This is a genomic window from Shinella zoogloeoides (genome assembly GCF_020883495.1).
Lineage (GTDB): Bacteria > Pseudomonadota > Alphaproteobacteria > Rhizobiales > Rhizobiaceae > Shinella > Shinella zoogloeoides.
The window spans coordinates 2,805,805-2,819,510 of record NZ_CP086610.1 but is presented as its reverse complement, the minus strand read 5'-3'; the positions used below and the strand labels follow the sequence as shown (position 1 = coordinate 2,819,510).

General features: G+C 65.5%; 13 protein-coding genes. 6 read left to right on the top strand and 7 right to left on the bottom strand.

The genetic code is table 11. The features are described from left to right. Positions 1-68: 68 nt before the first annotated feature. Complete coding sequence (locus K8M09_RS13980; RefSeq protein ID WP_160785207.1) at positions 69-293, top strand: aa3-type cytochrome c oxidase subunit IV; 225 nt, start codon at positions 69-71, stop codon at positions 291-293. A gap of 115 nt (positions 294-408) precedes the next feature. Here the strand turns inward: K8M09_RS13980 and K8M09_RS13975 are convergent, their stop codons facing one another. Both K8M09_RS13975 and rpsU read right to left on the bottom strand, forming a co-directional pair. Continuing rightward, entirely contained in the window at positions 409-1,302 is an 894-nt protein-coding gene (locus K8M09_RS13975; protein WP_160785208.1) for a tetratricopeptide repeat protein, read from the bottom strand. 224 nt (positions 1,303-1,526) lie between these two features. Continuing rightward, positions 1,527-1,754 (bottom strand): 30S ribosomal protein S21, encoded by a 228-nt coding sequence (gene rpsU, locus K8M09_RS13970; protein ID WP_119256642.1) that lies wholly within the window; start codon positions 1,752-1,754, stop codon positions 1,527-1,529. A gap of 328 nt (positions 1,755-2,082) precedes the next feature. Here rpsU and K8M09_RS13965 point away from each other — a divergent pair, with 328 nt between their 5' ends. Genes K8M09_RS13965 through K8M09_RS13945 form a run of 5 tightly spaced genes read left to right on the top strand, consistent with a single transcriptional unit; the run spans position 2,083 to position 7,573 of the window. Beyond that, a complete protein-coding gene (locus K8M09_RS13965; RefSeq protein ID WP_160785209.1) occupies positions 2,083-3,336 on the top strand; it encodes a sarcosine oxidase subunit beta family protein in 1,254 nt (417 codons plus the stop codon). A gap of 10 nt (positions 3,337-3,346) precedes the next feature. Continuing rightward, positions 3,347-3,706 carry a hypothetical protein gene (locus K8M09_RS13960; protein ID WP_160785210.1) on the top strand — a complete coding sequence of 120 codons (360 nt, stop codon included), beginning with the start codon at positions 3,347-3,349 and terminating at the stop codon, positions 3,704-3,706. A 3-nt stretch (positions 3,707-3,709) separates the two neighbouring features. After that, entirely contained in the window at positions 3,710-4,042 is a 333-nt protein-coding gene (locus K8M09_RS13955; RefSeq protein WP_160785211.1) for a sarcosine oxidase subunit delta, read from the top strand. Next, positions 4,039-7,032: a sarcosine oxidase subunit alpha gene (locus K8M09_RS13950; protein ID WP_160785212.1), complete on the top strand. Its 2,994-nt coding sequence runs from the start codon at positions 4,039-4,041 to the stop codon at positions 7,030-7,032. Before K8M09_RS13955 ends, K8M09_RS13950 begins: the two co-directional genes overlap by 4 nt. Further along, positions 7,025-7,573 carry a sarcosine oxidase subunit gamma gene (locus tag K8M09_RS13945; protein ID WP_160785213.1) on the top strand — a complete coding sequence of 183 codons (549 nt, stop codon included), beginning with the start codon at positions 7,025-7,027 and terminating at the stop codon, positions 7,571-7,573. The genes K8M09_RS13950 and K8M09_RS13945 overlap by 8 nt, the downstream gene beginning before the upstream one ends. A gap of 4 nt (positions 7,574-7,577) precedes the next feature. On the opposite strand, the gene K8M09_RS13940 is transcribed toward K8M09_RS13945, so the two are convergent. From K8M09_RS13940 to glgA, 5 genes are all read right to left on the bottom strand, one after another. Then, entirely contained in the window at positions 7,578-8,102 is a 525-nt protein-coding gene (locus K8M09_RS13940) for a GNAT family N-acetyltransferase (protein ID WP_206366653.1), read from the bottom strand. Continuing rightward, the gene (locus K8M09_RS13935) at positions 8,099-8,587 is read right to left on the bottom strand and encodes a MaoC family dehydratase (RefSeq protein WP_160785215.1); all 489 of its coding nucleotides are present in this window, start codon (positions 8,585-8,587) and stop codon (positions 8,099-8,101) included. Before K8M09_RS13935 ends, K8M09_RS13940 begins: the two co-directional genes overlap by 4 nt. 62 nt (positions 8,588-8,649) lie before the next feature. Next, positions 8,650-10,623: a glycogen debranching protein GlgX gene (glgX, locus tag K8M09_RS13930; protein ID WP_160785216.1), complete on the bottom strand. Its 1,974-nt coding sequence runs from the start codon at positions 10,621-10,623 to the stop codon at positions 8,650-8,652. Between the two features lies 1 nt (position 10,624). Then, positions 10,625-12,256, bottom strand: a complete 1,632-nt coding sequence (locus K8M09_RS13925) for an alpha-D-glucose phosphate-specific phosphoglucomutase (RefSeq protein ID WP_160785217.1) — start codon at positions 12,254-12,256, stop codon at positions 10,625-10,627. A 3-nt stretch (positions 12,257-12,259) separates the two neighbouring features. Beyond that, a complete protein-coding gene (gene glgA / locus K8M09_RS13920; RefSeq protein ID WP_160785218.1) occupies positions 12,260-13,699 on the bottom strand; it encodes a glycogen synthase GlgA in 1,440 nt (479 codons plus the stop codon). Positions 13,700-13,706 lie beyond the last annotated feature (7 nt).

The window sequence follows — 13,706 nt, the reverse complement described above, 5'->3', positions numbered from 1 at the left end:
GCCGGCCTGTTTCAGGCGCCCGTCCGGGGGATTGACTGGCGGGTGCGGCTGCTTAGGAGAAGGTGACTATGGCTGAACATCATAACGGACCGGTCGAACTCGGCGCGCCGATGGACTATCCCGAGCACGAGAAGACCTACAATTTCTTCATCAATGCCACCAAGTACGGCACGCTGTTCTGCGTCGCCCTTCTGGTCGCCATGGCAGCCGGCTTCTTCACCAGCGCCGGTTTCTTCTCCAGCCTCCTGCTGCTGATCCTCATCAACGTGCTGGGCGTTATCGTCCTGCGCTGATTGGGAAAGCCCGGTGCGTGGCGTCGGGCCCGCCTGACGCGAAAGCCATCAACGAGAAAAGCCCGCGAGTAAGTTCGCGGGCTTTTCCGTTTTTTCCGGCAGGTTCCGGCGTCGGTCAGGCCGGCTTGGCGGCGGCGGCAGCGCCGCGCGTGCGGGCGAGGCCGGACTTGGCCGGGGCGTAGTTCGGATCGAGGCGGAGCGCCTGCGAATAGGAGCGCGAGGCTTTCGCCATCTCGCCGCGGCGCTCGTAGATCAGCGCCTGATTGGCCCAGGATTCGGCGATCTTGCCATTGAGGTTGATCGCCGTGTTGAAGTCCTGGAAGGCGTTGTCGTCGTCGCCCTTCGCGGCGTAGGAGATGCCGCGGCCGTTATAGGGTTCGGCCGAGTTCGGCGACAGCGAGATGGCCTTCGAGAAGTCCTCGATCGCCTTGTCGTGCTGGCGGCGCGCCTGATAGATCAGGCCGCGATTGTGGTAGGCGCGCGGATCGGTCGTATCGAGCTGGATGGCGCGGTTGAAGTCGCTGAACGCCTCGTCGAGACGGCCGGCCTGGCGATAGAGATTGCCGCGGCCGATATAGGCGACGTCATAGTTCGAATTGAGCTGCAGGGCCGTGTTGTAGTCGGCCGCCGCCTGTGCCTGGTCGCCGAGGCTGCGCTGGATGAGCGCGCGGTTGGCATAGGCCTGGTAGAAGCGCGGGTTCAGCTCGATGGCGCGGTTGAAGTCGTCGAGCGCCCGGCGGTATTCGCCCGCGCGGCCATAGGCGGAGCCACGGACGTTATAGCCTTCCGGATCCTGCGGATTGGCGGCGATCACGGCGGAGAGCGAGGCGATGTTCTCCTGCGAGCCCTGCGCGCGCTCGACCTTCAGCACGTCCGTCGAGGTGGTCGACTGGCAGCCGGCGAGGAGCACGGCGAGCGACGTGGCGGCGACGGCTGCCATCAGGGGGCGGCGCATGCGGGCGGACGAGGAAGAGAGACGATCGGTCGGGAACCCGGTAGATGCAGCCATGTCCAAGTGCGAATCCTCAAAATGGGCTTCTTCCCGCCTCATGCGCGAAGAAAACGCTACGGCCTTTCACAGCAATTCCGGCAAGGTTGCGTAGCGGTCGAACCCGGAATTGCACGGAAACCTTTCACAAGGGTGAAAAATCGTCCGGTCACATCAAAAAAGGCGGCGGCGAAATCATCGCCCCCGCCCGGTCTTGCATCCGAAAACGTCGAAATGACGGCCGATTAGCGGGCGCCAGGACGGCCGCCGATGAGGCCTTCGCGCTGGGCGCGCTTGCGAGCCAGCTTGCGAACGCGACGGACGGCTTCAGCCTTTTCACGCGCACGCTTCTGCGACGGCTTTTCGTAGTAGTCGCGCATCTTCATTTCACGGAAAATACCTTCGCGCTGCATCTTCTTCTTGAGAGCGCGGAGAGCCTGATCAACGTTGTTGTCGCGGACAAGTACCTGCACGAGAATCCCGTTCCTTTGTTCGTTGTTACCCGGCGATTCTTTGTGTTCGTCAGGCAAATAAGTGACGTTCGTGCAGCCCGGAAGGCTGACGATTGAGGCGTCGGATACCAGAACGTTTGAGGGAAGTCCAGTCTTCCGCGCCGTGATGTGCCGGATTTTCCGCGAAAGGCCGGGAAAACCGTCTTGCAGCTCCAATATCGTCATGTCGCATGTGGTACAAGGTGCGCCTGAATGCGTCGCAAAGGATACGGCGTCCCCCGCCAGGATTTGCTTTCTATTGCAACAGGAAACAGCCGGCGTGGCCGGCGAGACATCGAGGACCTGGGTTATGCGCAAATATTCGGTTTTCGCCGTCGCCCGCGAGGCGATGCGTGGCCATAAGGGATGGGAGGCTCAGTGGACCTCGCCCGAGCCGCGCAAGGAATATGACGTGATCATCGTCGGCGGCGGCGGCCATGGCCTCGGCGCTGCCTATTATCTCGCCAAGGAACACGGTATCACCAATGTCGCCGTGATCGAGAAGGGCTGGCTCGGCGGCGGCAATACCGGCCGTAACACGACCATCATCCGCTCGAACTATCTCTATGACGAGAGCATGGATATCTACGAGCACTCGCTGAAGCTCTGGGAGGGCCTCAGCCAGGACCTCAACTACAATGTCATGTACTCGCCGCGCGGCGTGATGATGCTGTCGCACAACATCCACGACAAGCAGTCCTTCCAGCGTCACGTCCATGCCAACCGTCTGCACGGCATCGACAACGAATGGCTGACGCCGCAGCAGGCCAAGGACTTCGTGCCGGTTCTCGATATCTCGGCCTCCGCCCGCTACCCGATCAACGGCGCGGCCCTCCAGCGCCGCGGCGGCACTGCCCGCCACGACGCCGTCGCCTGGGGCTATGCGCGCGCTGCGTCCGATCGCGGCCTACACGTCATCCAGAACTGCGAGGTCAAGGGCATCCGCCGCGGGCCGGACGGCGCGGTGACGGGCGTGGAAACCTCCAAGGGCTTCATCGGCGCCAAGAAGATCGCGGTTTCGGCCTCCGGCCACAACTCGGTCATCATGTCCATGGCCGATGTGAAGCTGCCGCTGCATTCCGTGCCGCTGCAGGCGCTGGTTTCCGAGCCGATGAAGCCGATCTTCCCCTGCGTGGTCATGTCCAACTCGGTTCATGCCTATATCTCGCAGTCGGACAAGGGCGAGCTGGTCATCGGCGCGGGTACGGACCAGTACAATTCCTACTCCCAGACCGGCGGCCTGCAGATCATCACGCATACGCTCGACGCCATCTGCGAACTCTTCCCGATGTTCCGCCGCGTCAAGATGATGCGCCAGTGGGGCGGCATCACCGACAACACGCCGGACCGCTCGGCGATCCAGGGCGTGACGCCGGTTCCCAACCTCTTCGTCAATTGCGGCTGGGGCACCGGCGGCTTCAAGGCGACGCCGGGTTCGGCGCATCTCTTCGCCCATCTCATCGCGCGGGGCGAGCCGCACAAGCTGGCCGCCGGCCTGACGCTCGACCGCTTCCGCACCGGCCGCCTCATCGACGAGGCAGCGGCGGCGGCCGTGGCGCACTGAGTGGAAGCCGATGACCAGAAGGGCGAACAAGCTTTTTTTTCTTGGAGGCGCTGGTGCGGTCCTTCTCGCACTGGCTGCCGAGCAACTGCATAAGCACACGGGCTCTGAGATTGCGGGGATATTGGTTGGAGTTTTCCCGCTCGTGGCATTCGTTTCGCTGGTTTTCGGAGGCGTCCTGCCTTGGGCTGGAACGCTCATCCTGAAGCACCCAATGCACGACACGGCCGGATATCGCGATGATTATGCTGCCGAGCCGGAGAAGGAAACTGGTGGTTATTTGTCACAAGGCTGGCGTCGAAGGCGCGAGCGCGTGATGCACCGAAATATAAAAGCCTTTGGTCTCTATATCGAGCCTGACGAGAAGAGTTGAACCATGCTGCTGATCTACTGCCCCTACTGCGAGGAAGAGCGCTCGGAGCTCGAATTCCGCCACGGCGGCGATGCGCACATCGCCCGGCCGACCAACATCGCCGATATCACCGACGAGGAATTCCAGGACTACTTCTTCCTGCGCGATAACCCGAAGGGCCTGATCTTCGAACGCTGGCGCCATATCCATGGCTGCGGCCGCTTCTTCAATGCGGCGCGCGACACGGTGAGCGACAAGTTCTTCATGAGCTACAAGGCAGGTGAGCCGAAGCCCGATATTCCGGGCGCCGCGCCTGCCGCCGCAACCAACGAGACCACGGAAGGAACCGCGAAATGAGCGGCGCCAATCGCATTGCCGGCCAGGGCCGCCTGACGCCCGCCAAGACGGCGCGTTTCACCTTCGACGGAAAGACGTTCGATGCGCTGGAAGGCGACACCGTCGCCTCCGCGCTGCTCGCCAACGGCGTGCATCTCGTCGGCCGCTCGTTCAAGTATCATCGTCCGCGCGGCATTCTTTCCGCTGGCCCCGAAGAGCCGAACGCGCTGATCGACGTGTCGCGCGATGCCGCCCGCCGCCAGCCGAACGTGCGCGCGCCGGTGCAGGAGGTCTTCGACGGCATGAAGGTGTCGTCGCAGAACCGCTGGCCCTCGCTCGCCTTCGATATCGGCGGCGTCAACAACCTGCTGTCGCCGTTCTTCGCGGCCGGCTTCTACTACAAGACCTTCATGTGGCCGAAGGCGGCCTGGGAAAAGCTCTACGAGCCCTTCATCCGCAAGGCTGCCGGCCTTGGCGTCGCGCCGACGGAAGAGGACCCGGACCACTACGCCAACCGCTACGCCTATTGCGACGTGCTGGTCGCGGGTGCTGGCGTTGCAGGCCTTTCGGCCGCGCTTGCCGCCGCTGAGGCGGGCGCGCGCGTCATGCTCGTCGACGAGCAGCCGGAAGTCGGCGGCGCGCTGCATTACGACATTTCGGTGAAGATCGATGGCCAGAACGGCTATGAATGGGCGCAGGCTGCGACCGCCAAGCTGAAGGCGATGGAGAACGTCACCGTTCTTACCCGCACGACGGCCTTCGGCTACTACAACCACAATTTCGTCGGCCTCGTGGAGCGTGTGACGGATCATCTTGCCCGTCCCGACAAGAAGCTGCCGCGCGAGCGTCTGTGGCAGGTCCGCGCCAAGCGCGTCATCCTCGCCACCGGCTCCATCGAGCGGCATATGGTGTTCGCCAACAACGACCGGCCCGGCATCATGCTGGCCTCGGCGGCGCGCACCTATCTCAACCATTTCGGCGTCGCCGTCGGCCGCAAGGTCGGCGTCTACACGGCGAGCGATTCCGCCTATGAGGCCGCCTTCGACCTGAAGCGCGCCGGCGTCACCATCGCCGCCATCGTGGACAATCGCGAGAAGCCCGGCGAGGCGGTTCTGGCCGAGGCCCGCAAGCTCGGCATCGAGGTGCTCACCGGCCATTCCGTCGTCGACACCAAGGGCAAGCTGCGCGTCTCCTCCATGTCGGTCGCCCGCAACGGCGGCGGCTCGGCGCGGTCGATCCCGGTCGATGCGCTGCTGATGTCGGCAGGTTGGACGCCGTCCGTCCACCTCTTCTCGCAGTCGCGCGGCAAGGTGGCCTATGACGCCGCCTCCGGCCGCTTCCTGCCGGGCGCCTATGCGCAGGATTGCCTTTCGGTCGGCTCGTGCAACGGCACGGACGGCCTTCAGGCGACCATTGAAGAATCGCTGGCGGCCGGCGAGCTGATGGCGCGCGCCACCGGCAACGAGGGCGGCGGCAAGGTCGAGCTTTCCGGCGAGAACGCCTTCGAATGGACCGGCGGCATGGCCGGTGCGGGCGAGGGGGCCGGCGTCGATACGACCGTCAAGGCCTTCGTCGACTTCCAGAACGATGTCTGCGCCAAGGATATCCGCCTTGCCGTGCGCGAGGGCATGCACTCCATCGAGCATATCAAGCGCTTCACCACCAACGGCATGGCGACGGACCAGGGCAAGCTGTCCAACATCCATGGCCTTGCCATCGCCTCGGAAGTGCTGAACCGCGAGATCCCGAAGATCGGTCTCACGACCTTCCGCGCGCCCTATACGCCCGTCACCTTCGGCGCACTGATCAGCCATTCGCGCGGTGACCTGTTCGACCCGGCGCGCAAGACGCCGATCCATGCCTGGGAAGAAGCGCATGGCGCGGTCTTCGAGGATGTCGGCAACTGGAAGCGCGCCTGGTACTATCCGCGCTCCGGCGAGACCATGCATGACGCGGTCAACCGCGAGTGCCGCACGGTGCGTAACGCCGCCGGCCTGTTCGATGCCTCGACGCTCGGCAAGATCGAGGTCGTCGGCCCGGATGCGGGCGAGTTCATGAACCTCATGTATACCAACGCCTGGGATACGCTGAAGCCCGGTCGCTGCCGCTACGGCATCATGCTGCGCGAGGACGGCTTCGTCTATGACGACGGCGTCGTCGGGCGTCTGGCGGAGGACCGCTTCCATGTCACCACCACGACGGGCGGCGCGCCGCGCGTCATGCACCACATGGAAGACTATCTCCAGACGGAATTCCCGCATCTCAAGGTCTGGCTGACCTCGACCACGGAACAGTGGGCGGTCATCGCCGTGCAGGGGCCGAAGGCGCGCGAAATCCTCGAGCCGCTGGTCGAAGGCATCGACATCTCCAACGAGGCCTTCCCGCATATGAGCGTGCGCGAGGGCAAGATCTGCGGCGTGCCGACCCGGCTGTTCCGCATGTCCTTCACGGGTGAGGCGGGCTACGAAGTCAACGTGCCGGCCGACTACGGCCAGGCCGTATGGGAAGCCATCTGGGCGCGGGCCGAACCGCTCGGCGCCTGCGCCTACGGCACGGAAACCATGCACGTGCTGCGCGCCGAGAAAGGCTATATCATCGTCGGGCAGGACACGGACGGCACGGTCACGCCGCACGATGCGAGCCTCAGCTGGGCCGTCTCCAAGAAGAAGGCGGACTTCGTGGGCATCCGCGGCCTCAAGCGCCCGGATCTCGTGAAGGAGGGCCGCAAGCAGCTCGTCGGCCTTCTGACGAAGGATCCGAAGGTGGTGCTGGAGGAGGGCGCGCAGATCGTCGCCGATCCGAACCAGCCGAAGCCGATGACCATGCTCGGCCATGTCACCTCGTCCTACTGGTCGGAAAATTGCGGCCGGTCGATCGCCATGGCGCTCGTCGCCGGCGGTCAGGCCCGCATGGGCCAGACGCTCTACGTGCCGATGCCCGACCGCACCATCGCGGTCGAGGTCAGCGACATGGTGTTTATCGACAAGGAAGGAGGACGCCTCAATGGCTGATCAAGCTCTTCGCAAGGCGCCGCTCGGCCGTCACCATGGCGGCTCCGCCGGCGCGCGCGTCACGCCCGCCGCGCCCGCAACCCGCCTTTCGCTGCGTGCCGGCGAGGATGCCATCGGCACGCTGTCGCTCGCCTTCGGCCTCGAATTGCCGCGCCGGCCGAAAACCTCGGCCTCCGTCAGCGGCCGCCACGCGCTCTGGCTCGGCCCGGACGAATGGCTGCTGATCGACGAGAACGGCGCGGACCTGATGGGCATCGCCTCCGGCGTTTCCGCGCTGCATTCGGCGACGGACGTTTCCCACCGCAACACTGCGATCATCGTCTCCGGCCCGGATGCGGCCGGGGCGATCGCCAGCGGCTGCCCGCTCGATCTCGGCAATGCGGTCTTCCCGGTCGGCGCTGCGGCGCGCACGGTGCTCGGCAAGATCGAGATCGTGCTGTTCCGCTCGGGTGAGGAGGACTATCGGGTCGAGTGCTGGCGCTCGTTCTCGCCCTATGCCTTCGGCCTTCTGGTGGAAGGCGCGGAAGACGCCGGTCTCTGATCCTTCAGAGCAGACGGTAGAAGAACAGGGCTGTCTCCCGCGTGCCGGGGGACAGCCCTTCGTACAGGTGCCGGTCGTGGCCGCCCAGCACGAAGCCCTGGCGCAGATAGAAGCGGCAGGCGGCGACATTGTTCGTCTGGGTTTCGAGCCGCAGGCCGGGCAGGTCCTTTTCCCGCGCCCACTGGATTGCCTGCTGCATCAGGCGCTGGGCAGCGCCCGTGCCGCGCCATTCGGCATCGACGGCGAGGTCGTCGACAAAGGCGAGATTGTTCCAGCCCGTTGAAAGCGCGATGTAACCGACCGGCGTTTCGTCTCCGATGATGACGAACAGCGCCTTGTTTGCGTCCTGCAGACAGGAGGCGAATTCGGCCGCGTCGAAGCCGTAGCTTTTGGGGTAGGGTTCGACGGGGCGGGCATGGGCCAGCCATTCGCCTTCGAAGGGCGGCACGGCCTCCCTCGTGACGAGGAAGGAGAAGTCGCAGGCGGCCAGCGCCGTCATGTCCTCCTGACTGGCGAGGCGGACCCTCACACGTCCTCCGGCCGATCCTTCGGGTCGAACTGGATGATGGTGGTCCATTCGGCCGTCAGCGCCGGCTTGCGCTCGTCCTCGATCTCGACCGTGACATTGTAGCGGACCGTCAGCATGCCCGCGCCACGAAAGCGGGCTTCATCGAGCACGAAGCGGCCGCGCACGCGCGCGCCGCTCTTGACCGGCGTGATGAAGCGGACCTTGTCGAACCCGTAATTGATGCCCATCGTCTGCTCGACGATTCGCGGAATGCAATCGTAATTCATTGCCGAGAGCAGCGAGAGCGTGAGGAAGCCGTGGGCGATGGTGCCGCCGAAGGGCGTTTCGGCCGCCGCGCGCTCGGGGTCGGTGTGGATGAACTGGTGGTCTTCAGTCGCGTCGGCGAAGCGGTCGATCATCGTCTGGTCGACGGTGAACCAGCGCGAGACGCCGAGTTCCGATCCGACGCTTGCAGCAATATCTTTCAAATGAACAGTGGCTGGCATCCGGTTTTCCATGGAACGAGTCAGGCCTCTTCTAGAAAGGCCGCCTGTCCGGGCAGTGAACTTCAGTGGCTTTCGACAAAAATCTCGACCGAGCGCGCCCGCAGCAGTCCGGTCGCCGGGTGGTTGGCGGTCAGGAGGCTCACCCATTCCCGCGTTTCCGGCGCGGGCAGGGCGAGCGCCTGTTCGCCATGCGTGCGATTAAGGGCAATAGCAAGGCGGACGCTGCGTTTCTGCTGGAGGTCCGGCGTGACGAGCAGCGCCAACAGCGTGCCGGCAAAAGGCGCTTCCCAGTCCGCGACCGTCATCGGCGTGCCGGCGAGCGTCAGCCATTCGACATCGCCCGCGCCGCTGAGGAAGGCCGTTTCCCCGAGCGCCGGGAAGCGCTTGCGGATCGCCGAGAGCATGGCCGTATGCTCGATCAGGCCGTCGTCCAGCCGGTCCCAATGCATCCAGGTAATGGCGTTGTCCTGGCAATAGGCGTTGTTGTTGCCTTGCTGGCTGCGCCCGCCCTCGTCGCCGGCCGTCAGCATGATCGTGCCGCGGGAGAGGAAGAGGCTCGCGAGCAGCGCCTTGATATCCGCTCTGCGGGCGACAAGCACGGCGCCGTCGGTCGTCGCGCCTTCCGCCCCGTTGTTCCAGGAATGGTTCTCGTTGTGGCCGTCGCGGTTGTCCTCGCCGTTCGCGCCGTTGTGCTTGACGGTATGGGAGACGAGGTCGGCCAGCGTGAAGCCGTCATGGGCGGCGAGGAAATTGACGGTGCGGGTTTCGGTGCCGCCGTTCCGGGAAAAGATGTCCGCCGAGCCGGCGAAGGCGGTGACGAAGCTGCCCAGCCTGTGGCTGTCGCCGCGCCAGAACATGCGGGCGTCGTCGCGGAAGCGGTCGTTCCATTCGAGGAAGGGTTTTGGGAAATTGCCGAGCTGGTAGCCGCCGGGGCCGATGTCCCACGGTTCGGCGATCAGCACGCGGTCCTTCAGGAGCGGGTCCGCGCAGATTTCCGAAAGCAGGGCGGCGCGGGCGGAAAAGCCGTCCGCCTCGCGGCCGAGAATGGTGGCGAGGTCGAAGCGGAAGCCGTCGACGCCGGCATGGCGCACGAAATGGCGCAGGCTGTCGAGCACGAGCTGGCGCACGACGGGATGCTCACCGGCTATCGTGTTGCCGCAGCCGGTGTCGTTGATCAGTTCGCCCGGCTGGCCCGGCACATGGCGATAATAGGTGAGGTTGTCGAGGCCGCGCATGGAGAGCGTCGCGCCGTGGCGGTCGCTCTCGCCGGAATGGTTGAAGACGAGGTCGAGGATGGTGCCGATGCCTTCGGCGCGCAGCGCCGCGACCGTATCGGCCAATTCCCTCCAGCCGCCGGGCACGAGGCGCGGGTCGAGCGCCATCAGGGCGATGGGATTGTAGCCCCAGCTATTGAACAGGCCGAGCGGCGGCAGGTGGCGTTCGTCGATCCAGGCGGTGATCGGCATCAGCTCCACCGCATCGACGCCGAGGCGCTTGAGGTGGGCAAGCAAGGCGGGATGGGCAAGCGCGCCGACGGTGCCGCGCATTTTCTCCGGCACGTCGGGATGCAGCATGGTGAAGGCGCGCACGGCCACTTCGTAGACGAAGCCGCCGGGGCGGAAAAGCGGGGGCTTCACCTCGACCGGATTGTCGCGGGTGACGATGGCCTTCGGCGCGATGTCCGCCGTCTCCGCCCCGAAGAGCGCCAGCCGGCCGTCATGCACGAAGCGGCGGTCGAGTTCCTTCGCATAGGGATCGACCAGCAGCTTTGCCGGATCGAACCAGAGGCCGTGGTCGGGCGAATAGACGCCATCGGCGCGGAAGCCGTAGCGCGTGCCGGCGGCCGCGCCCTCGACGAAGACGCGGTGGAAGCCGGTCTCGTCCCGCCCCATGGCGAGGCGGGCGAGTTCCTTGTCGCCCGCGCTGTCGAACAGGCAGAGCTGGACGCGGGCGGCATCGCGCGAATAGACCGCGAATTCCACCCCGTCCCCGGAGAGCGTGGCGCCCGGTGCGAAGGAGGGGGCGGTGACGGTCATGTTACGTGATCACCGTCGGCTCGTTGCGGCCGGTGCGGGCCTTGATGCCGGCGATCTGGTCGGCGACGGCGATGAGATCGGCCAGCGCCTCCTGTGTGTCGATGCCGTGGCGGGCGGCGTCGGGTTCGAAGCGCTCGATATAGACGCGCAGCGTCGCGCCCGAGGTGCCGGTGCCGGAGAGACGGAAGACGACGCGCGAGCCGCCGACGAAGAGAATGCGGATGCCCTGGTTCTTGCTGACGGAGTGGTCGACCGGGTCGTTATAGGCGAAGTCGTCCGATGTCTCGACGGTCAGCGCGCCGAAGGTCTTGCCGGGGAGGGTGGCGAGCTGGTCGCGCAGGTTGGCCATCAGGCCGTTTGCGGCATCCGTGTCGACTTCCTCGTAGTCGTGGCGGGAATAGTAGTTGCGGCCGTAGGTCGCCCAGTGCTGCTCGACGATGGCGAGCACGCTTTCCTTGCGTACGGCGAGGATGTTGAGCCAGAGGAGGACCGCCCAGAGGCCGTCCTTCTCACGCACATGGTTGGAGCCGGTGCCGGCGCTTTCCTCGCCGCAGATCGTGGCAAGACCCGCGTCGAGCAGGTTGCCGAAGAACTTCCAGCCGGTCGGCGTCTCGTAGATGCCGATGCCGAGCTTTGCCGCCACGCGGTCGGCCGCGCCGGAGGTCGGCATGGAGCGGGCGATGCCGGCGAGGCCCTTGGCGTAGCCGGGGGCGAGATGGGCGTTGGCGGCGAGCATGGCGAGGCTGTCGGAGGGCGTGACGAAGATGCCCTTGCCGATGATGAGGTTGCGGTCGCCGTCGCCGTCCGAGGCCGCGCCGAAGTCCGGCGCATCCGCAGCCATCATGGTCTCGTAGAGGGCGCGGGCGTGGACGAGGTTCGGGTCCGGGTGGTGGCCGCCGAAATCGGGCAGCGGCATGAAGTTGAGGACCGAGCCCTTGGCCGCGCCGAGGCGGTTTTCGAGGATTTCCTTGGCATAGGGGCCGGTGACGGCGCTCATGGCGTCGAAGACGATGCGGAAGCCGCCGGCGATCAGCTTGCGGATGGCGGGAAAATCGAAGAGCTGTTCCATCAGCTCGGCATAATCGGCGACGGGGTCGATGACCGTCACGGTCATGCCCTCGATCTCATGCGTGCCTTCGAGGTCGAGATTGACGTCGGCGGCATCGGCGATCTTGTAGCTGTCGATGGACTTGGTGCGGGCGAAGATGGCGTCGGTGATCTTCTCAGGGGCCGGGCCGCCATTGCCGATATTGTACTTGATGCCGAAGTCTTCGGTCGGGCCGCCCGGATTGTGGCTGGCGGAAAGCACGATGCCACCGAAGGCCTTGTTCTTGCGGATGACGTTGGAGGCGGCGGGGGTGGACAGGATGCCGCCGCGCCCGACCAGCACGCGGCCGAAGCCGTTGGCGGCGGCCATCTTGATGGCGAGCTGGATGACCTCGCGGTTGTAGAAGCGGCCGTCGCCGCCGATCACCAGCGTCTGGCCCTCGAAACCCTCCAGACTGTCGAAGATCGACTGGATGAAATTCTCCGCGTAGTTCTTCTGCTGGAAGACGGGGACCTTCTTGCGCAGGCCGGACGTGCCGGGCTTCTGGTCGCTATAGGGCGTGGTCGGGACGGTCTTGATGGTCATGGCTTAGACTTTCGCAAGAAGGCTGGAATAGAGGTCGGCATAGCGCGCGGCGCTGTTTTCCCAGGAAACGTCCGATTTCATGCCCTGGTTCTGGATGCGCGCCCAGACTTTCGGTTCGGCGTAGGCCTTGAAGGCCCGGCGCAGCGCCTGGCGCAGGCCATCGGCATTGATGGGGGTGAACTGGAAGCCCGTGGCGACGCGGGCGGAAAGGGCGGCCTCGTTGGCGTCGATGACGGTATCGGCAAGGCCGCCGGTGCGCGCGACGACGGGAATGCAGCCGTAGCGCAGGCCGTAGAGCTGAGTGAGGCCGCAGGGCTCGAAGCGCGACGGAATGAGGATGGCGTCGCTGCCGGCCTGCATGAGGTGCGACAGCGGCTCGTTATAGCCGATGACGATGCCGATGCGACCGCGATGGCGGGAGGCTGCGGCGAGCAGCGCGCCTTCGAGGCCCTGATCGCCGGAGCCGAGCACGGCGAGCTTGCCGCCCTGCTGCACGATCCAGTCGGCGACTTCGGCGATGATGTCGATGCCCTTCTGCCAGGTGAGGCGGCTGACGATGCAGAAGATCGGGCCGTCGTCGTCATCGAGGTTGAAACGCTCGACGAGGGCCTGTCGGTTGACGGCGCGTTTCTTCAGCGAGCCGGCGGCGAAAGGGCGGGCGATATGCGGGTCGGTCTCGGGGTTCCAGACGGCGGTGTCGATGCCGTTGACGATGCCGTCGAGGTCGGCGACGCGGGCATTGATGAGGCCTTCGAGACCCATGCCGTATTCCGGGGTCGTGATCTCCTGGGCGTAGGTGGGACTGACCGTGGTGATCGACCAGGCCGTGCGCAGGCCACCCTTGAGGAAGCCGACATCGCCGTAATATTCCAGCCCGTCGACGGAGAACGCCTCCGGCGGCAGGCCGAGCTCGGGGAATATCTCCGGGCCGAACTGGCCCTGGAAGGCGAGGTTGTGCACGGTGATCACGGTCGGAATGTTCTGGAGGCCGGTATAGCGCATGTAGACGGCCGTCATTGCCGCCTGCCAGTCATGGGCGTGGACGATATCCGGCCGCCAGCCGAAAAGCAGGCCGCGGGCGATTTCCGCGCCGGCCAGCGAAAGGGCGGCGAAGCGCCGCCAGTTGTCGGGAAAATCCTTGGCGGTCGCATCCGTGTAGGGACCGCCCGGGCGGTCGAAGAAACCCGGTGCGTCGAGCACGAGGATATCGAGGCCCTCGTGCTTTGCCGCGAGGATGCGGGCCGGCTCGCCGAGCAGGTCGTCGAAGGTCGCGACCACCTCGGTCTTCGCCAGCCGCTGCATGACCGCCGGATAGCCGGGCATGAGCGTGCGCATGTGCATGCCATGTCCGGCGAGCGCGAGCGGCAATGCGCCGGCGACGTCGGCGAGGCCTCCCGTCTTGATGAGCGGGAATACTTCGGATGCCACCGAAAGGATTTTCATGTCGCGG

Coding starts and splice junctions, on each gene's coding strand:
- glgX (WP_160785216.1), bottom strand. CDS start 10,623: ATGACCGTCACCGCCCCCTCCTTCGCACCGGGCGCCACGCTCTCCGGG.
- K8M09_RS13980 (WP_160785207.1), top strand. CDS start 69: ATGGCTGAACATCATAACGGACCGGTCGAACTCGGCGCGCCGATGGAC.
- K8M09_RS13935 (WP_160785215.1), bottom strand. CDS start 8,587: ATGCCAGCCACTGTTCATTTGAAAGATATTGCTGCAAGCGTCGGATCG.
- K8M09_RS13945 (WP_160785213.1), top strand. CDS start 7,025: ATGGCTGATCAAGCTCTTCGCAAGGCGCCGCTCGGCCGTCACCATGGC.
- K8M09_RS13950 (WP_160785212.1), top strand. CDS start 4,039: ATGAGCGGCGCCAATCGCATTGCCGGCCAGGGCCGCCTGACGCCCGCC.
- K8M09_RS13965 (WP_160785209.1), top strand. CDS start 2,083: ATGCGCAAATATTCGGTTTTCGCCGTCGCCCGCGAGGCGATGCGTGGC.
- glgA (WP_160785218.1), bottom strand. CDS start 13,699: ATGAAAATCCTTTCGGTGGCATCCGAAGTATTCCCGCTCATCAAGACG.
- K8M09_RS13925 (WP_160785217.1), bottom strand. CDS start 12,256: ATGACCATCAAGACCGTCCCGACCACGCCCTATAGCGACCAGAAGCCC.
- K8M09_RS13975 (WP_160785208.1), bottom strand. CDS start 1,302: ATGGCTGCATCTACCGGGTTCCCGACCGATCGTCTCTCTTCCTCGTCC.
- K8M09_RS13955 (WP_160785211.1), top strand. CDS start 3,710: ATGCTGCTGATCTACTGCCCCTACTGCGAGGAAGAGCGCTCGGAGCTC.
- K8M09_RS13960 (WP_160785210.1), top strand. CDS start 3,347: ATGACCAGAAGGGCGAACAAGCTTTTTTTTCTTGGAGGCGCTGGTGCG.